The 19,974-nt window shown below is 67.6% G+C and carries 13 protein-coding genes and 1 pseudogene; 11 read left to right on the top strand and 3 right to left on the bottom strand.

The genetic code is table 11. The features are described from left to right. Window positions 1–247 precede the first annotated feature (247 nt). Window positions 248–1,387, top strand: a pseudogene (locus tag A9G05_RS28350) (HAMP domain-containing protein); the annotation flags it as partial. A gap of 144 nt (window positions 1,388–1,531) precedes the next feature. Beyond that, window positions 1,532–2,245, top strand: a complete 714-nt coding sequence (locus A9G05_RS28345) for a methyl-accepting chemotaxis protein (protein WP_371850552.1) — start codon at window positions 1,532–1,534, stop codon at window positions 2,243–2,245. Between the two features lie 110 nt (window positions 2,246–2,355). On the opposite strand, the gene A9G05_RS04340 is transcribed toward A9G05_RS28345, so the two are convergent. The 3 genes from A9G05_RS04340 to A9G05_RS04330 form a co-directional block, all read right to left on the bottom strand. Further along, window positions 2,356–3,144: a TatD family hydrolase gene (locus A9G05_RS04340; protein ID WP_069559807.1), complete on the bottom strand. Its 789-nt coding sequence runs from the start codon at window positions 3,142–3,144 to the stop codon at window positions 2,356–2,358. A gap of 84 nt (window positions 3,145–3,228) precedes the next feature. After that, window positions 3,229–4,812 carry a peptide chain release factor 3 gene (locus tag A9G05_RS04335; protein WP_069559806.1) on the bottom strand — a complete coding sequence of 528 codons (1,584 nt, stop codon included), beginning with the start codon at window positions 4,810–4,812 and terminating at the stop codon, window positions 3,229–3,231. Between the two features lie 105 nt (window positions 4,813–4,917). Then, window positions 4,918–6,192, bottom strand: a complete 1,275-nt coding sequence (locus tag A9G05_RS04330; protein WP_069559805.1) for a sodium:proton antiporter — start codon at window positions 6,190–6,192, stop codon at window positions 4,918–4,920. Window positions 6,193–6,628: 436 nt separating this feature from the next. Between A9G05_RS04330 and A9G05_RS04325 the strand changes: the two genes are divergently transcribed. The 9 genes from A9G05_RS04325 to A9G05_RS04285 all read left to right on the top strand — a co-directional run bounded on the left by A9G05_RS04325 (window position 6,629) and on the right by A9G05_RS04285 (window position 19,801). Next, entirely contained in the window at window positions 6,629–7,792 is a 1,164-nt protein-coding gene (locus A9G05_RS04325; protein WP_069559804.1) for a type III PLP-dependent enzyme, read from the top strand. A 162-nt stretch (window positions 7,793–7,954) separates the two neighbouring features. Next, a complete protein-coding gene (locus A9G05_RS04320) occupies window positions 7,955–10,219 on the top strand; it encodes a TonB-dependent siderophore receptor (protein ID WP_069559803.1) in 2,265 nt (754 codons plus the stop codon). A 128-nt stretch (window positions 10,220–10,347) separates the two neighbouring features. After that, the gene (locus tag A9G05_RS04315; protein ID WP_044406907.1) at window positions 10,348–11,028 is read left to right on the top strand and encodes a Fe2+-dependent dioxygenase; all 681 of its coding nucleotides are present in this window, start codon (window positions 10,348–10,350) and stop codon (window positions 11,026–11,028) included. Window positions 11,029–11,045: 17 nt separating this feature from the next. Next, a complete protein-coding gene (locus A9G05_RS04310; protein WP_069559802.1) occupies window positions 11,046–12,152 on the top strand; it encodes an alpha-hydroxy acid oxidase in 1,107 nt (368 codons plus the stop codon). Window positions 12,153–12,380: 228 nt separating this feature from the next. After that, window positions 12,381–14,588: a TonB-dependent siderophore receptor gene (locus A9G05_RS04305; protein ID WP_069559801.1), complete on the top strand. Its 2,208-nt coding sequence runs from the start codon at window positions 12,381–12,383 to the stop codon at window positions 14,586–14,588. A gap of 180 nt (window positions 14,589–14,768) precedes the next feature. Beyond that, window positions 14,769–17,321, top strand: coding sequence for a sulfite reductase flavoprotein subunit alpha (locus A9G05_RS04300; protein ID WP_069559800.1), 2,553 nt, complete (start codon window positions 14,769–14,771; stop codon window positions 17,319–17,321). 133 nt (window positions 17,322–17,454) lie between these two features. After that, window positions 17,455–18,201 carry a 5-oxoprolinase subunit PxpA gene (locus A9G05_RS04295; RefSeq protein WP_044406919.1) on the top strand — a complete coding sequence of 249 codons (747 nt, stop codon included), beginning with the start codon at window positions 17,455–17,457 and terminating at the stop codon, window positions 18,199–18,201. Next, on the top strand, window positions 18,198–18,875 hold the full coding sequence (gene pxpB, locus A9G05_RS04290) for a 5-oxoprolinase subunit PxpB (protein ID WP_069559799.1): 678 nt from the start codon (window positions 18,198–18,200) through the stop codon (window positions 18,873–18,875). Before A9G05_RS04295 ends, pxpB begins: the two co-directional genes overlap by 4 nt. Then, window positions 18,872–19,801, top strand: a complete 930-nt coding sequence (locus A9G05_RS04285; protein ID WP_069559798.1) for a biotin-dependent carboxyltransferase family protein — start codon at window positions 18,872–18,874, stop codon at window positions 19,799–19,801. Before pxpB ends, A9G05_RS04285 begins: the two co-directional genes overlap by 4 nt. The last annotated feature ends 173 nt before the right edge of the window (window positions 19,802–19,974 follow it).

Genomic DNA, 19,974 nt, shown 5'->3' with positions numbered 1-19,974 from the left:
CCTTAAGTTACAGAACACCCCGCCGATATCGGGTACACAGGTCCTGCGTTGAGTGGAGGGCTTTTGTGATGCCCGTCACCCTGATCGCCGGGCGTAGGATGTCCGGAGCGGCCTGCCGCAGGTCGGGCGATGCAGGTGGTCATGCTGTCAGCGTGCCATCCTGACTCCATCCAAGACGCGCATAACAATAAATAAGCAAGCCAGGAGACGTCGTGTGAAGACTCTGCTGTATCCGGCCATCGCGCTGATGAATCGACTCAGCTTCGGCATGAAGTTCAGTCTTATCAGCGTGCTTTTCTTCCTGCCGATGATCGTCACCAACTACTTCCTCGTGCGCGAGTCCTACGGGCAGTTCCTCAGCACCCGCAACGAACTGCAGAGCCTGGACCTGCTGCATGCCAGCCTGGGCCTGCGGCGCAACCTGGAAAACCTCAACGACCTGGTGCTGATCAACTCCCTGATCGGGCAATCCGGCCAGGCCGGCGACCTCGACAGCCGCATCACCCGTGTGGAGCAGGACGTGCTCGCCGCGCTCAAGGCGCTGCAACCGGTCACCACCGACGCTGACCAGGTCACCGAGTTCAACACCAAGCGCGACGAGATGCTCAACGGCCTTCAGGCAGCGCAGAAGGAAACCTCCCTGCAGAGCAAGAGCGCCATGATCGAGAAGCTCCTCGGCAATGCCCAGGTGTTCATCAAGCTGGTGGCCAGCCAGGCAGGTCTCAGCCAGGACACCCAGCGCGACGTTCGCCAAGTGGCCGAGCTGATCACAACCGTCACCCCCGATATCACGGCCGGCATCAGCCAGGGGCGTGCCATCGGTTCCTACTCCCTCGGCCAGGGCTTCCTCAATTCCGCCGCCAGCACCAAACTCGACGACCTGCTGCTGGACCTGGAGAAGCTCGGCAGCGAGTACGGCCTCAAGCTGCAGGATGCTCTCAGTGGCAACCCGCGTGCCCAGGCCGCCCTCAGCCAGCAGGCCGATGCCAGCCGTGCCACCCTCAAGGAGGCCGCCACCCTGTTCGAGGACCAGGTGATCATGGCCGACACCCTCGACACCCCCTGGGCCACCTTCTACGACCAGGTCAGTGCGCTGATGGACAAGACCTATGCGCTGAACGACACCGCCCTGGAATTCCTGCGCAGCGACCTGAACAAGCGCCTCGGCGAGAAGCGCGTCCAGACTGTCTTGCTGATGGTGGCGTTGGTGGGCGTCTTCCTCGCCATCGTTTACCTCTACAGCGGCTTCTACGTGTCCACCCGCACCACCCTCAAGCGCCTGGGCAAGGTGCTCGACCAGGTGGCCGCCGGCGACATGACCGTAAGCTTCCGGGCCGATAGCCACGACGAACTGGGCGAGCTGGGGCAGGTGTTCAACGCCACCGTTGCCAAGATCCACGACCTGATCCAACTGGTTGGCCAGACCGTCTCGGAAGTGGAGCGCCAGGCCATCCGTGTCCAGCAGGTGTCCGAGGAGAGCAACCTCGCCGTCGCCGGGCAACGCAACCAGATCGAGCAGGTCGCCACCGCCATGAACCAGATGTCTGCCACCGCCCAGGAAGTGGCCCGCAGCGCCGCCGCCGCCGTCGGCAGCGCCCACAGCGTCAACGAGGAGACCGTCAACGGCCGCAGCCTGGTGGAGTCCCAGCTGGGCAGCATCGAGCGCCTGGCCCACGAGATCGAACGGTCGGTGAACGTCATCAACCAGTTGGCGGCTGACAGCGCCTCCATCAGCCGAGTGCTGGAAGTGATCAAGGGCATCGCCGAGCAGACCAACCTGCTCGCCCTCAACGCCGCCATCGAAGCTGCGCGCGCTGGTGAGCAGGGGCGCGGGTTCGCCGTGGTCGCCGACGAGGTGCGCACCCTCGCCAAGCGCACCCAGCAGTCCACCGAGGAGATCGAACAGATGATCGCCCGCCTGCAGGGCGGTGTCGGCGCGGCCGTGAAGGCGATGAACACCAGCCACCAGATGGCCGACGGCACCGTCAACCAGTCCGGCCGCGTGCAGCAGGCACTGGAGAACATCCTCGGCGCCGTGGGCATGATCGTCGATCAGAACCAGCAGATCGCCGCCGCCGCCGAGCAGCAGACCGCCGTCGCCCACGACATCGACCAGAACATCGTCGAGATCAACAGCGCCGGCGAGCGCACCGCCCAAGGCGCCAGCCAGACCGAACAGGCCAGCCGTCAGTTGTCCGACCTGGTCGCGCGGCTCAAGCAACTGATCGGCGCGTTCCGCGTTTAATCGAGGGTGCCACGCCAGAGCCCGCCAACCGGCGGGCTTTTTCGTTTCCTGGGGGCTGGTGTGCTGAAGCGGAGCGCCCTCCGTGCTGTGGATAAGGTGCAGCCCGGGCTTCAGCCCGGGAAAGGCGCCCAGCCGAACAGCTCGCAGGCGTTCCGGCTGCTGGCCGCCGCCAGGGCATCCGGCGTCAGCCCCATCAGTTCGGCGAGGTTGGCGCAGATCGCCGGCAGGTATTCCGGGCTGTTGCGCTGGTGCGGGTGCATGGAGGGCGCCATGTCCGGCGCATCGGTCTCCAGCACGATGGCGTCCAGGGGCAGGCGCGGCACCACCTTGCGCAGGCGGTTGGCCTGGGGCCAGGTGGGCGCGCCACCCAGGCCCAGGCGGAAGCCCAGCTTCAGGTATTCGCGGGCTTCCTCGTAGCTGCCGGCGAAGGCGTGGACGATGCCGCCCCGGGCAGGGCTGATGCGCTTGAGGGTGGCGATCACCGCCGCGTGGCTGCGGCGCACGTGCAGCAGGGCCGGCAGTTGCAGATCGACGGCCAGCGCCAGTTGCGCCTCGAACAGCGCCTGCTGGGCGTCGCGGTCGAGTTCTGGGAGGAAGTAGTCGAGGCCGATCTCGCCCACCGCACACAGCTTCGGGTGGCCTGCCAGGGCCTCCAGGCGCTGGCGCAGGGCCGCCAGGTGCTCGGGGCGGTGGTCGGCGAGGTAGATGGGGTGCAGGCCGAAGGCGGCGTACAGGTCCGGTTCGGTCTCGGCCAGGTGCCAGATGCGCGCCCAGTTGGCCTCGAACACCCCCATCAGCACCTGCCGCTCCACGCCCAGCGCACGGGCGCGCTGCAGCACGGCCGGGCGGTCGGCGTCGAACTCGGGGAAGTCCAGATGGGTGTGGGTGTCGATCAGCATGGCGGTCGGTCGCCTGGGTGGCTGGCTGTCAGCCTAGCCCAGAGGCGCCGCCAGCGGGCGGCGCCTCCGTGCCGAGGGGGCGAATCAGTGGTGTTCGCGGGTGGCGCGGAATTTCACGTCCGGCCAGCGTTCTTCCATCAGGCTGAGGTTCACGCGGGTCGGCGCCAGGTAGGTGAGGTGGCCACCGCCGTCCACGGCGAGGTTCTCGAAGGCCTTGTCCTGGAATTCCTTGAGCTTCTTCTCGTCCTTGCACTCGATCCAGCGCGCCGACCAGACGTTGATCGCCTCGTAGGCGCACTCCACCTTGTATTCCTCCTTCAGGCGGCTGGCGACCACGTCGAACTGCAGCACGCCCACGGCGCCGAGGATGATGTCGTTGTTGCGCTCGGGGAAGAACACCTGGGTGGCGCCTTCCTCGGCCAGCTCCTGCAGGCCCTGGCGCAGTTGCTTGGACTTCAGCGGGTCTTTCAGGCGCACGCGGCGGAACAGCTCCGGGGCGAAGTGCGGGATGCCGGTGAAGCCCAGGGCCTCGCCTTCGGTGAAGGTGTCGCCGATCTGGATGGTGCCGTGGTTGTGCAGGCCGATGATGTCGCCGGCGAAGGCCTCTTCCAGTTGCTCGCGCTCGCTGGAGAAGAAGGTCAGCGCGTCGGCGATCTTCACGTCCTTGCCCAGGCGCACGTGGCGCATCTTCATGCCCTTCTCGTACTTGCCCGAGCAGATGCGCATGAAGGCGATGCGGTCGCGGTGTTTCGGGTCCATGTTCGCCTGGATCTTGAACACGAAGCCGGAGAATTTCTCCTCGGTGGGCTCGACGCTGCGCTCGTGGGTGGCGCGGGGCAGCGGCTTGGGCGCCCAGTCGACGATGCAATCGAGTACCTGGTCGACACCGAAGTTGCCCAGCGCGGTGCCGAAGAACACCGGGGTCATCTCGCCCTTGAGGAAGGCGTCCTTCTCGAAGACGTGGCAGGCGCCCTGCACCAGCTCCAGCTCTTCGAGGAAGTTGTCGTACAGGTCGCCCAGGTGCGCGCGGGCCTCGTCGGAGTCCAGCTTCTCGATGACCTTGGTCTCGATGCGCTCATGACCGTGGCCCGGCACGTAGACGATGATCTTGTCCTCGGCCAGGTGGTACACGCCCTTGAACTCCTTGTAGCAGCCGATCGGCCAGGTGATGGGCGCGGCCTTGATCTTCAGCACCGCCTCGATTTCGTCGAGCAGCTCGATGGGGTCGCGGATGTCACGGTCGAGCTTGTTGATGAAGCTGACGATGGGCGTGTCGCGCAGGCGGCAGACTTCCATCAGCGCAATGGTGCGCGGCTCGACGCCCTTGCCGCCGTCGAGGACCATCAGCGCCGAGTCCACCGCCGTCAGGGTGCGGTAGGTGTCTTCGGAGAAGTCTTCGTGGCCGGGGGTGTCGAGTAGGTTGATCATGTGCTCGCGGTAGGGGAACTGCATCACCGAGGTGGTGATGGAGATGCCGCGCTGCTTCTCCATTTCCATCCAGTCGGAGGTGGCGTGACGGTCGGACTTTCGCGACTTAACGGTGCCGGCGACGGCAATCGCCTTGCCCATCAGCAGCAGCTTCTCGGTGATGGTGGTCTTACCGGCGTCCGGGTGGGAAATGATGGCGAAGGTGCGGCGTTTGGCGACTTCGGCGGCCTGGATGGTCATGGGTGCTTGCCTGGCTGGAAACGAGGGCGGGCAGGGAGCCCGGAAAAGCGCGGGATTATAGCGGATCGCCGGCCTCAATAGAGGCCGACGGTCCGTTGCAAAGGGCTAGTGTGCTTCGTGTTCGCCGCGAGGCGCCTGGCCGGGGTAGATCCAGCGCACCAGCGAGCCGATCGACAGGCCCTGCACCAGGATCGACACCAGCACCACGATGTAGGTCAGGGTCAGCAGCAGGTCGCGTTCGGGGCCGGCGGGCAGGGCCAGCGCCAGGGCCACCGAGATGCCACCGCGCAGGCCGCACCAGGTGAGGATGCGGACCGCACCCTTGGGGACCTGGCGGCGACCGATGGCCTTCTGCCGCAGCAGGACGATGGCCGGTGCCAGGGTCAGCAGGCGCGACAGTTGCACCGACGCCCCCAGGGCCAGGGCGGCGGCGACGTGCAGCCAGGTCAGCGGCAGCAACAGCAGCTCCAGGCCGATCAGCGCGAACAGCAGGGCGTTGAGGATCTCGTCGATCAGCTCCCAGAACTTGTCCAGGTAGCGGCGGGTCTCGTCCGACATGGCCAGGGTGCGGCCGTGGTTACCGATGATCAGGCCCGCCACCACCATCGCCAGCGGTGCCGACACGTGCAGGTGGTTGGCCAGTGCCGCGCCACCGATCACCAGCGCCAGGGTCAGCATCACCTCAACCTGGTACTGATCGATGCTGCGCATCATCAGGAACACCCCGTAGCCCAGGGCCGCGCCGAACAGCACGCCGCCCACCGCCTCGTGCAGGAACATCCCGGCCACGCCGGCCACCGTGGGCGCCTCGCCCAGGTTCAGCACGCTCAGCAGGATGGCGAACACCACCACCGCCGTACCGTCGTTGAACAGCGACTCGCCGACGATGGTGGTCGCCAGCGGCTTCGGCGCCCCGGCGGACTTGAGGATGCCCAGCACCGCGATGGGATCGGTGGGGGAGATCAGCGCCCCGAACAGCAGGCAATAGATGAAGTCCACCTGCCAGCCAAACAGCCCGAAGCTGTAGTACGCCAGCAACGCCACCGCGAGGGTGGACACCAGCACCCCGGCGGTGGCCAGCAGGCCGATGGGCCACTTGTAGCTGTGCAGGTCGCGCAGGTCCACGTGCAGCGCCCCAGCGAACAGCAGCGCGGGGAGGAACCAGGTCATCAGCACCGAGGAGAAGTCGATGCGCCGCAACAGCTCGCGGGACTCCTCATGGAGAATCGGGAAGCCCAGCTCGGACAGGCCGATGGCGATGGCCGAGAACAGCAGCGCCGTGGCCATGATGCCGATGGTCGGTGGCAGTCGGGTGAAGCGGTAGTTGAGGTACGTGATGACGGTGGTGAAGACGATGAAGCTGGCAGCAAGATCGAGCATGCGGTTCCTTCTGGTTGAGTCTGTCCGTTGAGTGGACGGGGAAGGATACGTAAGCGACCTGGCGAGGCCAACGCAAAATCCGTGAAGGGGCTCAAGAATGCGGTTTTGTGCAGCATTCCGGACGCTTCGTTGAGGATAAAAAACAATCAATCATGCAAGCGACAATCGGATGCGAAACGGCGGCATTTTCTGGTTGCCATGTAGGACATGCGGTCCTAAAGTGCGCGCCCGAACGTCCATGCTGGAAACGATCCATCCGGCTCAAGTACTGACGACGAGAGGTTACCGGCGCCCTTGCCCGGTACCGGTGATGCTCGGCGACATGCCTTGGGAAGTAGGCGAACCAAAGTGGGGAAACTGTCAGGCGTTCGCGGTTTCGTATGTCACGAAGCCACTCCACCTTTTCAGAACCGTTCAGCCATTTGGAGTCCCTAGCATGTCGATCAAGGTCGAAGACTATTTCGCACCCGCCACGTTCCAGCGCATGAAGGCCTTTGCCGATCAGCACGAGACCCCCTTCGTGGTGATCGACAAGCAGACCATCGCCGACTCCTACGACCAACTGGTCAGTTGCTTCCCCTTCGCCAAGATCTACTACGCGGTGAAGGCCAACCCGGCCACCGAGATCACCGAGCTGCTGCGCGAGAAGGGCTCCAACTTCGACATCGCCTCCATCTATGAGCTGGACAAGGTGATGAAGACCGGCGTCGGCCCGGAGCGCATCAGCTACGGCAACACCATCAAGAAAGCCCGCGACATCCGCTACTTCTACGAGAAGGGCGTGCGCCTGTTCGCCACCGACTCCGAGGCCGACCTGCGCAACATTGCCAAGGCCGCCCCCGGCGCCAAGGTCTACGTGCGCATCCTCACCGAGGGTTCCACCTCCGCCGACTGGCCGCTGTCGCGCAAGTTCGGCTGCAACCCGGACATGGCGCTGGACCTGCTGATCCTCGCCAAGCAGCTGGGCCTGGACCCCTACGGCGTGTCCTTCCACGTCGGCAGCCAGCAGCGCGACATCGACGTCTGGGACGCCGCCATCGCCAAGGTCAAGGTGATCTTCGAGCGCCTGAAGGAAGAGGACGGCATCACCCTGAAGATGATCAACATGGGCGGCGGCTTCCCGGCCAACTACATCCAGCGCACCAACAGCCTGGAGACCTACGCCGAGGAGATCACCCGCTTCCTCAAGGAAGACTTCGGCGACGAACTGCCGGAGATCATCCTCGAGCCGGGCCGCTCCCTGATCGCCAACGCCGGCATCCTCGTCAGCGAAGTGGTGCTGGTGGCGCGCAAGTCCCGCACCGCCGTCGAGCGCTGGGTCTACACCGACGTGGGCAAGTTCTCCGGCCTGATCGAAACCATGGACGAATCCATCAAGTTCCCCATCTGGACCGAGAAGAAGGGCGAGATGGAAGAAGTGGTCATCGCCGGCCCCACCTGCGACAGCGCCGACATCATGTACGAGAACTACAAGTACGGCCTGCCGCTGAACCTGGCCAGCGGTGACCGCCTCTACTGGCTCTCCACCGGGGCCTACACCACCAGCTACAGCGCAGTGGAGTTCAACGGCTTCCCGCCGCTGAAGTCCTACTACCTGTAAGGGCTTCACCCCCGACAAGGCTCGCCTTCGCGGCGGGCCTTGTCGTTTTCGTGTAGGTGGAATCCGTTTGCCGCAAGGGCATTTCCCAAGCGTGCTTTTGCGGATGTTCATGAGAATCCTTATCAAATAGGTTGCCTCCCCTCACCACCGGGAGGACCTTCCATGAAACGCCTTGCCCTGCGCCCGCAACCGGGCCCACGCACCCTGCTCGCCGTCGGCATCGGCCTGGCCGCCGGCCCCCTCGTCGCCGCCGAGCCATCGCGCAGCAGCACCAGCCTGGAGCTGGAGACGCTGCACGTCGAGGAGCGGCGCAGCGAAAGCTACCGCACCGAACGCTCCGCTTCGGCGAAGAACGCCGTGCCCCTGCTCGACACCCCCCAGACCATCACCGTGGTGCCCGCCGAGGTGATGCGTGACCAGCAGGCCCTGAGCCTGCGCGAGGTGCTCTCCAACGTCTCCGGCATCACCTTCAACGCCGGGGAGGGCGGCGGCGGCTCGGGGGACAACCTCAACATCCGTGGCTTCTCCGCCAGCACCAACCTGCAGATCGACGGGCTGCGCGACAGCGCCCAGAACAACCGCACCGACACCTTCAACATCGAGCAGGTGGAAGTCATCAAGGGCCCCAACTCGGTGTTCGGCGGCGCCGGCACCACCGGCGGCAGCGTCAACCAGATCAGCAAGCAGCCAGGCCTCGAAGCCTTCAGCCGGCTCGGCCTGGGCCTGGGCAGCGACCACTACCGGCGCCTCACCCTGGACACCAACCAGCCGCTGCAGGACCTGGGCAGCGGCAGTGCCTTCCGCCTCAACCTCATGGCCCACGACGACGAGATCCCCGGCCGCAAGCGCCTGGAGCGCGAGCGCTGGGGCATCGCCCCCTCGCTGCTGCTGGGCCTGGGCGAGGACACCAGCCTGACACTCAGCTACTTCCACCAGCGTGACGACAACGACCCGGACTACGGCGTCCCGGCCTTCGACGGCAAGCGTGTCGCCGGGGTCAAGCGCAACGCCTACTTCGGCTGGCGCAACCTCGATCGCGAGCGCATCGACAGCGACGCCTTCACCGTGCGCCTGGAGCACCGCTTCAACGACCAGTTGAGCCTGCAGAACCTCACCCGCTACAGCGAGGTCGAGCGCGACACGGTGATCTCCGCCGCCCACATCAACCTCGACCGCCGCCGCAGCAGTGGCCAACCCCCGGGCCCCGTCCTCGCCCCCGGCCAGTACCTGCCCGCCGGCCCCCAGGCCTACGGCCGCGACGTCACCAGCCGCATGTGGATCAACCAGACCAACCTCACCGCCGAGTTCGACATCCTCGGCATCGGCCACACCCTGGTGACCGGCGCAGAGTTCTCCCGCGAGACCTACCACCGCACCACCTATGACTACGGCCTGAAGTTCCCTGACGAGGGCTACCCGCTGGCCGATCCGCCCGGCTACTGGAGCGGGCCGGCCCAGCGAAGCAACTCCGGCTACCTCGCCACCCGCCTTTACGACCGCGCGCTCTATGCCTTCGACACCCTGGCCCTGAACCCGCAGTGGGACCTCAACCTCGGCCTGCGCTACGACTGGCTCGACGGCGACGCAGACGACTACAGGCTCACCAAGGGCAACTGGGTGGCCACCGACAATCGCTCCAGCGACGAGCACCTCAGCGGCCGTGCCGGGCTGGTCTACAAGCCGGTTGAGAACGGGCGCTTCTACCTGGCCTACGGCACCTCCTTCAACCCCAGTGCGGAGAACATTGCCACCAGCGGCGGCGGCCTCAGCGCCGACACCGAGAAGCTCGACCCGGAGAAGAACCGCACCTGGGAACTGGGCACCAAGTGGGAGCTGCTGGAGCGGCGCTTGCAGTTGGACGCCGCGCTGTTCCGGGTGGAGAAGCTCAATGCCCGCACCAAACTTGTCGACGGCACCACTGTCCTGGCCGGCAACCAGCGCGTGCAGGGGCTGGAACTGGGGCTGACCGGCGAGCTCAGCGAGCGCTGGAAAGTGTTCAGCACCTTCACCTTCATGGACAGCGAGACCCTCAAGGCCGTCAACGAGCGCGTCGGCGTCTCGGCCAAGGGCCAGGCCCTGGCCAACACCCCGCCGCAGTCGTTCAACCTCTGGTCCACCTACGACTTCGACGGTGGCTGGCGCGTCGGCTACGGCGCGCGCTACGCCAGCCAGCGCAACCTCACTGCCGGCAATGACGGCGTCAAGCTCGCCGCCTACTGGGTCCACAGCGCCATGCTCGGCTACCGGGTCAGCGACTCCTTCGACCTGCAACTGAACCTGGACAACCTGTTCGACCGCCAATACGTCGAGCGCGTCCGCACCCAGCTTGGCACCCAGCAGGGCACGGGTAGCCAGGGCGCCCGCTCCTCTGCCATCGAGTACGGCGACGCCCGCGCCGCCACCCTCAACGCCACCCTGTCGTTCTGACGGCTCCGCCGCGCCTGCGGGCGCGGCGCTTTGTCCCGGTTCCTTGGCTGCCGGCAGGCGAGTAAGATGAGCGCCTCATTTGCGAACGCTTATCAGCAGCCTTTGTTCGGCCCGGGAGGGTAGCCCGCGTGATGTTCCATATCCCCGACGTCCTCACCGCCGACGAAGTGCGCCAGTGCCGCGAAGCCCTGGAGCGCGCCGCCTGGGTGGACGGACGCAGTACCGCCGGACACATGGCCGTGCGCAGCAAGGACAACCAGCAACTGGCCCCGGACGACCCCCTCGCGCAGCAGATCGGCGACTTCATCGTCGACCGCCTCGGCAGCCACCCGCAGTTCATCGCCGCCGCCCTGCCGCTCAAGGTGCTGCCGCCGCGCTTCAACCGCTACAGCGGCGGCGGCACCTACGGCAACCACATCGACAACGCCATCTTCAGCGTCCCCGGCACCCACCACCGGGTGCGCAGCGACCTGTCCGCCACCCTGTTCTTCTGCGACCCGGACGACTACGAGGGCGGCGAACTGGTGGTGGAAGACACCTACGGCAGCCACCGGGTCAAGCTGCCCGCCGGGCATCTGGTGCTCTACCCCGGCAGCAGCCTGCACCGCGTCGAACCGGTCACCCGTGGTGCGCGGCTGGCCGCCTTCTTCTGGATCCAGAGCCTGGTGCGCGAGGACAACCAGCGCGCCATGCTGCTGGAGCTGGACGGCGCCATCCAGCAGCTCGGCCAGAGCGTGCCCGAGCACCCTGCGCTGGTGCAGCTTTCCGGCGTCTACCACAACCTGTTGCGGCACTGGTCGACCACCTGAGACCTGAGGAACGCCCCATGAGCCTGCCGCCGTTGCCGCGGATTCCCGCCGAGATCGTCGCCGTCGGCGACTACGAGGCCTTCGCCCGTGAGCGCATGAGCCCCGCCGCCTGGGCCTACCTCAGCGGCGGCGCGGCGGACGAGCAGACTCTGGCTGACAACCTCGCCGCGTTCCGCCGCGTGCGCCTGCTCAACCGGGTGCTGGAAGACCTGGGCAGCGGCGACACCCGCGTGCAGCTCGGCGACCTGACGCTGGATTACCCCATCCTGCTCGCCCCGGTGGCCTTCCAGCGCCTGGCCCACCCGGACGGCGAACTGGCCAGCGCCCTGGGCGCCTCGGCCATGGGCGCTGCCCTGGTGGTCAGCACCCAGGCCAGCGTCAGCCTCGAAGCCATCGCCCGGGCCGCCCAGGCGCCCCTCTGGTTCCAGCTCTACATCCAGCCGGACCGCGACTTCACCCGCGAGCTGGTGCGGCGCGCCGAAGCTGCGGGCTACCGCGGCCTGATGGTCACCGTGGACGCCCCGGTCAACGGCCTGCGCAACCGCGAGCAGCGTGCCGGCTTCCAACTGCCCGACGGCATCGAGGCGGTGAACCTGCGGGGCATGCGCACATTGCCCCCCAGCGTGGCCCAGCCCGGCGCCAGTCCGCTGTTCGGCAGCACCCTGCTGCAGCACGCGCCCACCTGGCGCGACCTGGAATGGCTGCAATCCCTGACGCACCTGCCGGTGTGGGTGAAAGGCGTGATGAACCCTCTCGACGCCGTGCGCGCGGTGGAGCAGGGCGTGGCCGGCATCGTCGTGTCCAACCATGGCGGGCGCACCCTCGACGGCCTGCCGGCGACGCTGGACGTGCTGCCGGCCATCGCCGACGCCGTGGCCGGGCGCGCGCCGCTGATCCTCGACGGCGGCGTGCGGCGCGGCAGTGACGTATTCAAGGCCCTGGCCCTGGGCGCCCGCGCGGTCATGGTGGGGCGGCCCTACGTCCAGGCCCTGGCCACGGCGGGGGCCTCCGGCGTCGCCCATGTGCTGCACCTGCTGCGCACCGAGCTGGAGGTGACCATGGCGCTCACCGGCTGCTCCACCCTGGCCGCCATCGACCGATCTCGCCTCTGGCCCAACACCTGACATTCGTTCTGACCCGATGCACGTTCGCCGCCGGCACCCGCTTCTGAACCGGCCGGATCTCGGCATTTCGGATCTTTTGTCAGGGCTTTTGCCAATATTCATTGATTGATTTGGTGTGTAGGGTATTTCCGAATTTTGTAAAGATTGTGTAAAGATGGGTAGGTAAATATTTACTGATAAACATTCGCAAATAGAATCGCGCCCCATCTTCAGTGGGGAGTGATTCTTATGAGCAACAAGAACGGCCTACCGCAACGCGCGCTGCTGGCTTCCGCCATCGGCCTGGTTTCCGCCTCGGCCAGCGGCCTGGCCCTGGCGGCTGATACGAATAAACTCGAACTCGGCACCGTCAACGTCGACGGCAAGGCCGAGAAGACCTACAAGGTCACCGAGTCGGCCTCCGCCAAGTACACCGCACCACTGCTGGACACCCCGCAGACCGTCACCGTCGTCCCCAAGGAGATCATCCAGGAGCAGCAGGCCCTGAGCCTGCGCCAGGTGCTCTCCAACGTCTCCGGCATCACCTTCAACGCCGGCGAGGGCGGTGGCGGCTCCGGTGACAACATCAACATCCGTGGCTTCTCCGCCAACAGCAACATCCAGATCGACGGCCTGCGCGACAGCGCCCAGACCAGCCGCACCGACACCTTCAACATCGAGCAGGTCGAGGTCATCAAGGGCCCGAACTCGGTGTTCGGCGGCGCCGGCACCACCGGCGGCAGCATCAACCTCATCAGCAAGCAGCCCATGGGTCGTGCCTTCACCCGCATCGGCGCGGGCCTGGGCACTGACAACTACCACCGCCTGACCCTGGACACCAACCAGCCGCTGGAAGACCTCGGCACCGACAGCGCCTTCCGCCTGAACCTGATGGCCCACGAGAACGACGTCCCCGGCCGCGACCAGATCGACCGCGAGCGCTGGGGTGTCGCCCCGTCCCTGCGCCTGGGCTTCAGCGACGCCACCCGTCTGACCCTCAGCGCCTTCCACCAGACCGACGACAACCTGCCCGACTACGGCGTACCGGCCCTGGACGGCAAGAAGCTGGCCGGCGTCGACCGCAACGACTACTTCGGCTGGAAGAACCTGGACAAGGAAGAAATCGAGCAGAACGCGTTCACCGCCAACCTCGAACACGACTTCAACGAAAACCTGCGCCTGCAGAACCTGACCCGCTACAGCCGCGTGGACCGCGACACCGTGGTGTCCGCCTCCCACGTCAACCTGACTGGCGTACCCGCCGGCAACTACAAGCCCGCCGGCCCGCAGGCCTACGGCCGTGATGCCACCACCGAGCTGTGGATCAACCAGACCAACCTGCGCATCAGTGCCGACACCGCCGGCCTGCACCACGAGATCGTCACCGGCGCGGAAATCTCCCGCGAGGAGTACGCGCTCAAGACCTATAACCACGGCCTGGGCACCGCTGCCGCTCCGTATCCGAACACCGGCTTCGGCGTCTCCAACCCGCCTGGCTACTGGAACGGTCCGGTCGCCAAGACCACCACCGGCTACACCGAGAACACGCTGGACAACAAGGCCGTGTACGTCTTCGACACCATCGCCCTGAACGAGCAGTGGGACCTGAACATGGGCCTGCGCTACGACTGGTTCGACGGCAAGAGGAAGACCTTCTCCGGCGCCAAGGCGCAGACCGGCAGCTTCTCCTCCAATGACAAGAAGCTCAGCAGCCGCGCCGGCCTGGTCTACAAACCGGTGGAGAACGGCCGCTTCTACGTCGCCTGGGGCAACTCCTTCAACCCGAGTGCCGAAAGCATCGCCTCCAGCGGTGGCGGCCTGACCGCACTGACCGAGAACCTGGACCCGGAGAAGAACGAGACCTGGGAGCTGGGCACCAAGTGGGAACTGCTGGCCGGCCGCCTCGAACTGGACGGCGCGCTGTTCCGCGTCGACAAGACCAACGCCCGCGAAACCATGGCCGACGGTTCCACCCAACTGGCCGGCAAGCAGCGCGTGCAGGGTGTCGAACTGGGTGTGACCGGCCACATCAGCGAGCGCTGGGACGTCTTCGCCAACTACACCTTCCTCGACAGCGAGACCCTCAAGGCTGCCGACACCGCCGCCGGCATCGCCCGTGAAGGCCAGGCGCTGGGCAACACCCCGCCGCGTTCGCTGAACCTGTGGACCACCTACGAGCTGCCCGCCGGCTGGACCCTGGGCTACGGCGCCCGCTACGTCAGCGAGCGCAACGTCAGCTCCAGCACCACCGCCAAGCTGGACGCCTACTGGGTGCACAACGCCATGCTCGGCTACAAGGTCAACGAGAACCTCGACCTGCAGCTGAACGTCAACAACCTGTTCGACAAGGACTACGTGGAGCGTGTGCGCCAGCAGAACGGCACTAACGCCCGCTCGTCCGCCATCGAATACGGTGACGCCCGCTCGGCGATCCTCTCTGCCACCTACTCGTTCTGATAGGGGGGCCGTGAGCCGCGCACCAGAGCGGCTCACGGCCTGGCTGTAAATAAAAGGTAAAACTTCGGAAACGCGATCTAATGCGTCACGTTCTCAAATAGAATCGCCGCGTTCCGGCATGGTTGCCGTTCCGATCCAGCGATACGGCAGGCCGCTCGGCCTGCTTCCGAGGACTGACACGTGTTCAAGAAGATCCTGTTCCAGTTGCACTGGCTGCTCGGCATCAGTGCAGGGCTGGTGCTCTCAATCATGGGCGTCACCGGGGCGGCCTACAGCTTCCAGGAGGAGATCCTCGAGCTGTTCAACCGCGACACCCTCCAGGTCGAGGTGCGCGAGGGCGGCGTGTTGCCCCCCGCCGAGCTGGTCAGCCGCATCGAAGCCGCCGCAGGCAAAACGGTCGCCGGCCTCTGGGTACGCACCGAAGGCGGCGAAGCCGCACGGGTCTTCTTCACCCCGCCACCGGGCGAACGCCGTGGCCCCATGCGCTGGTTCGACCCCTACACCGGCGAACTGCTGGGCGAACCTTCCGGCGAGGCCTTCTTCGGCCTGATGCTGCAACTGCACCGCTTCCTCGCCATGGGCGAAACCGGCAAGCAGATCACCGCCGCCAGCACCCTGGCCCTCATCTTCTTCTGCCTCTCCGGCCTTTACCTGCGCTGGCCGCGCCAGGCCGCGAGCTGGCGTGCCTGGCTGACCCTGGACTGGTCGCGCAAGGGCCGCAGCTTCAACTGGGACCTGCACGCCGTGGCCGGCACCTGGTGCCTGCTGCTGTACCTCCTGGCCGCGCTGACCGGCCTGTTCTGGTCCTACGAGTGGTACCGCGAAGGCCTCAACCGCTTGCTCGCCGACGCCCCTGCCGGGCAGCAGGGCAAACCGGGCGAGCGTCGTGGCCGACCCGGCGGCATGCAGGCCCCCGCCGGCCCGCCGCTGGTGGTGGACTACGACGCCGTGTGGGCGAGCATCCGCGACGCCGCAGGCCCGGAGCTGAGCGCCTACAACCTGCGCCTGCCCCCGGTGGGCGGCCAGCCGGCCACCGTCTTCTTCCTGCTCAAGGACGCCGCCCACCCGCGCGCCCTCAACCAGATCACCCTCGACCCGGCCACCGGCGCCGTCAGCCGGGTGGAGCGCTACACCGAGAAGAGCTTCAAGGCCCAGTTGCTCACCAGCGTCTATGCCCTGCACGTGGGCGAGTACTTCGGCCTGCCGGGGCGCATCCTGATGATGCTGGCGAGCCTGGCCATGCCCCTGTTCTTCATCACCGGTTGGCTGCTCTACCTCGACCGCCGCCGCAAGAAGCGCGCGGTACGGGCCGCCCGTGGCGACCTGGGCGGGCAGGGCGGGGCCGATGCCTGGCTGGTGGGGTTCGCCAGCCAGAGCGGCTTCGCCGAACAACTGGCCTGGCAAACCGCCGGCCAACTGCAGGCTGCCGGCGTGCCGGTGCGCGTGAAATCCCTGGGCGAACTGGACGCCGGACAACTGGCCCAGGCCCGCAATGCCCTGTTCGTGGTCAGCACCTTTGGTGATGGCGAGGCGCCCGACAGCGCCCGCGGTTTCGAGCGCCGCGTGCTCGGCCAGGCCTCGGCCCTGGGCGAGCTGCGCTACGCCGTGCTGGCCCTGGGAGATCGCCAGTACCAGCACTTCTGCGGTTTCGCCCACCGCCTGCAGGACTGGCTCGCCGACCAGGGCGCGCTGACCCTGTTCGATACCGTCGAGGTGGACAACGGCGACGGCCAGGCCATCCAGGCCTGGCAGCGGCACCTGGCGACGCTCTCCGGCAGCGACGTGGTGCCCACCTGGGAAGAGGCACCCTTCGAGACCTGGACCCTGAGCGCCCGCGAGCACCTCAACCCCGGCAGCCAGGGCGCCTCCACCTGGCGCCTGAGCCTGAGCGCGCCGGCTGGCACCACGGCCCAGTGGGATGCCGGCGACCTGGTGGACATCCTGCCCTGCCAGGGTGAACCGGTGGTGGCCGCCTGGCTGGCCCGCCACGGCCTGGACGGCGAAGCGGCGGTGCAGCTCGACGGCCGCACCCTGCCGCTGCGCCAGGCACTGGAAGGGCGCGTGCTGCCGGACAGCTTCGAACACCTGGTCGGGCTGCACGCCCAGGCCCTGGTGGATGCCCTGGTACCGCTCGCCCAGCGCCAGTACTCCATCGCCTCGCTGCCGGCCAACGGCACCCTGGAGCTGATCGTGCGCCAGGAAAGCCGCGCCGACGGCGCCCTCGGCATCGCCTCCGGCTGGCTCACCCACTACCTGCCGGTGGGCGCCAGCGTGCCGCTGCGCCTGCGCCGCAACGCCCGCTTCCACCTCGCCGAAGCCGACACGCCGGCCATCTTCATCGGCAACGGCACCGGCCTGGCCGGCCTGCGCAGCCTGCTGCAGGCCTCCATCCGCGCGGGCCGCCGCCGTAACTGGCTGTTGTTCGGCGAGCGCAACCAGGCCCACGACTTCTATTGCCGCGAAGAGATCGAAGGCTGGCTCGCGCGGGGCGAACTGGAACGCCTGGACCTGGCGTTCTCCCGTGACCAGGCGCAGAAGGTCTACGTGCAGGACCGCCTGCGCGAGGCCGCCGACCAGGTGCGCGCCTGGGTCGAAGCGGGTGCCGTGTTCTACATCTGCGGCAGCCTGGAGGGCATGGCCGGCGGCGTGGATACCGTGCTGCGCGAGATCCTCGGCGACGAGGGCCTGGAGCGCCTGGCCAGCGAAGGGCGCTACCGCCGCGACGTGTACTGATCGCCCGCCCGGTTCCGCTGCCCGTGCCTGGGTAGCGGAACCCCGGACTGAAGTCCGGGCCACGGCGCTCCGCTGTGGATAACTGCACAAACGCCACCTCGCGTGGGTCGCACTCTGTCGCCATAATCACGCGATGAAAAATCGAATCCTGCTGAACTGCGACATGGGCGAAAGCTTCGGCGCCTGGACCCTGGGCGACGACGAGCACGCCATGCCCCTGGTGGACCAGGCCAACCTGGCCTGCGGTTTCCACGCCTCCGACCCCCTCACCATGCTCAACACCGTCGAACTGGCGGTGGACCATGGCGTCACCATCGGCGCCCACCCAGCCTACCCGGACCTGGTGGGCTTCGGCCGGCGGCGCATGGAGCTGTCCCCCGAGGAGGTGCGCGCCGTAGTGCTGTACCAGATCGGCGCGCTGGACGCCTTCTGCCGCGCCGCCGGCACCCAGGTCGCCTACGTCAAGCCCCACGGTGCCCTGTACAACGACCTGGTGCGCAACGACGCCCTGCTCGAAGCGGTGCTCGACGCCTGCGCCAGCTACCGCAAGGGCCTGCCGCTGATGGTGCTGGCCCTGGCCGACAACCGCCGCGAGCTGCAACTGGCCGACGCCGCCGACGTGCCGCTGATGTTCGAAGCCTTTGCCGACCGCGCCTACCTCTCCGACGGCCAGCTCGCCCCCCGGCGCCTGCCTGACGCGGTACACCGCGACCCCGAGCAGATCATCGACCAGGCGGTGGCCATCGCCCGGGGCGAGTCTTTCCCCGACATCGACGGCAAGCCGCTGCAACTGGTGGCCGACAGCCTCTGCGTACACGGCGACAACCCCGAGTCCCTGGCGGTGCTGCGGCGCCTGCGAGCCCACCTGGACGCCTCATGATCCGCCTTGAGCCGGTCGGCGCCGAAGCCCTGTTGCTGGTGCTGGCCGACACACCGGACGCCTACCTGCCGCAGCGCATCGCCTGCCTTGCCGAAGCCATCCACCAGCGGCTCGGCCCGCAGCTCCGGGAGCTGGTGCCGGGCTGGACCACCCTGCTGCTGCACTACGACCTGCTGCTGACCGACCCCACCCGGCTGGCCGCCGACCTGGCACCGCTGCTGGAGCAGTGGCAGTCGGCTCCGCCGCCCGACGAGCAAGGGCGCCTGCACCGCCTGCCGGTCTGGTACGGCGGCGAGGACCTGGGCGCGGTGGCAGAGGCCTGCGGGCTGCGCCCCGACCAGGTGATCGAGCTGCACTGCGCGGTGGAATACCGCGTCGGTGCCATCGGCTTCGCCCCCGGCTTTGCCTACCTGGGCGAACTCGACGCCCGGCTCGCCCTGCCGCGCCGGGCCACCCCGCGCACCGGCGTTCCCGCCGGCAGCCTGGCCATCGCCGAACGGCAGACGGCCATTTATCCACAGGCCTCCCCGGGCGGCTGGCACCTGCTGGGCCTGTGCCCGCAGCGCCTGTTCGACCCCGCCCAGGCGCCGCCTTGCCCGCTGGCGCTGGGGGATCGGGTGCGCTTCGAACCCATCGACGAGGCCACCTACCGCCGCGCGTGCGTAGCGCCATGAGCGGCCTGCGCGTCATCAAGGCCGGCCCGCTGAGCCTGCTGCAGGACGGCGGCCGGCACGGCTGGCAGCACCTGGGCGTGTCCCCCTCGGGCCCCATGGACCGCCATGCCGCCGCCTGGGCCAACCGCCTGCTGGAAAACGCACAGACGGCACCACTGCTGGAGATCGCCCTGGGCGGCGTCGAGCTGGAAAGCCTCGGCGACACCTGGCTGGCCCTCTGCGGGGCGGAGCTGCCCATCCACCTGGACGGCGTGGTGCGGCCGAACTGGTCGCGCTTTCGCGTGCGCGCCGGGCAGCGCCTCAGGCTCGGTTTCGCCCGCAGCGGCCAGCGGGCCTACCTGGCCATTGCCGGTGGCTTTCGCGTCGAACCGGTGCTGGGCAGCGTCGCCTGCCAGGCCCGCGAAGGCCTGGGCGGGCTGGACGGCCGAGGCACGCGCCTGGCCGACGGCGACCTGTTGCCGGGCGGGGGCGGGCAGTTCGCCCGTGGCGCCAGCGTCCCCTGGCCCTGGCAGCCGGACTACCGCGCCGAACGCCCGCTGCGGGTGATGCTGGGCGGTGATGCCGCGCTGTTCACGCCCTCCGAGGTGCAGGCCTTCTTCGCCCAGCCCTGGCAGCTCAGCCCGCAGTCCGACCGCATGGGTGCTCGCCTCAAGGGCGCGCCGCTGAGCCCGCCCAAGCGCCAGTGGTCCCTCGGCGTGGTGCGCGGCACCGTGCAGGTGCCGTCGGACGGGCAGCCGATCATCCTCCAGGCCGACCACCAGACCATGGGCGGCTACCCCATCCTCGGCTGGCTTCACCCCCGCGATTGTGATCGCCTGGCCCAATGCAGCGCCCACCAGACGCTGCGCTTCGAGCCTGTGGATATCCCCACCGCCCAGGCCGACCTGCGCCAGTTCCGCCGCTTCTTCGAACCCGCAAAGCCGTAGTGTGGGTCGGGCGGCGTTCCGCTTCAGCCCACCGCCCCTGCGCTGGGCGCCGCCCGTAGGATGCGGTGAGCTCGGCGAACCGCATCAATCCCGGCCACCCACGCAACGATGGGCTTCGCACAGCTCAGCCCATCCTACGGATGCCGCCGCCGTACCCGTTGAGCACCGGTGCG

It is taken from the genome of Pseudomonas sp. ENNP23 (assembly GCF_001728945.1).
GTDB classification, from domain to species: Bacteria; Pseudomonadota; Gammaproteobacteria; order Pseudomonadales; family Pseudomonadaceae; genus Metapseudomonas; species Metapseudomonas otitidis.
Note: the sequence above shows the minus strand (reverse complement) of the source record. Positions and strands in the feature narration are given on the sequence as shown.

Excerpts from the sequence above, each read along its gene's own strand:
- A9G05_RS28345 (WP_371850552.1), top strand. The coding sequence starts at position 1,532 with ATGAACCAGATGTCTGCCACCGCCCAGGAAGTGGCCCGCAGCGCCGCC.
- A9G05_RS04340 (WP_069559807.1), bottom strand. The coding sequence starts at position 3,144 with ATGCTGATCGACACCCACACCCATCTGGACTTCCCCGAGTTCGACGCC.
- A9G05_RS04335 (WP_069559806.1), bottom strand. The coding sequence starts at position 4,812 with ATGACCATCCAGGCCGCCGAAGTCGCCAAACGCCGCACCTTCGCCATC.
- A9G05_RS04330 (WP_069559805.1), bottom strand. The coding sequence starts at position 6,192 with ATGCTCGATCTTGCTGCCAGCTTCATCGTCTTCACCACCGTCATCACG.
- A9G05_RS04325 (WP_069559804.1), top strand. The coding sequence starts at position 6,629 with ATGTCGATCAAGGTCGAAGACTATTTCGCACCCGCCACGTTCCAGCGC.
- A9G05_RS04320 (WP_069559803.1), top strand. The coding sequence starts at position 7,955 with ATGAAACGCCTTGCCCTGCGCCCGCAACCGGGCCCACGCACCCTGCTC.
- A9G05_RS04310 (WP_069559802.1), top strand. The coding sequence starts at position 11,046 with ATGAGCCTGCCGCCGTTGCCGCGGATTCCCGCCGAGATCGTCGCCGTC.
- A9G05_RS04305 (WP_069559801.1), top strand. The coding sequence starts at position 12,381 with ATGAGCAACAAGAACGGCCTACCGCAACGCGCGCTGCTGGCTTCCGCC.
- A9G05_RS04295 (WP_044406919.1), top strand. The coding sequence starts at position 17,455 with ATGAAAAATCGAATCCTGCTGAACTGCGACATGGGCGAAAGCTTCGGC.
- pxpB (WP_069559799.1), top strand. The coding sequence starts at position 18,198 with ATGATCCGCCTTGAGCCGGTCGGCGCCGAAGCCCTGTTGCTGGTGCTG.
- A9G05_RS04285 (WP_069559798.1), top strand. The coding sequence starts at position 18,872 with ATGAGCGGCCTGCGCGTCATCAAGGCCGGCCCGCTGAGCCTGCTGCAG.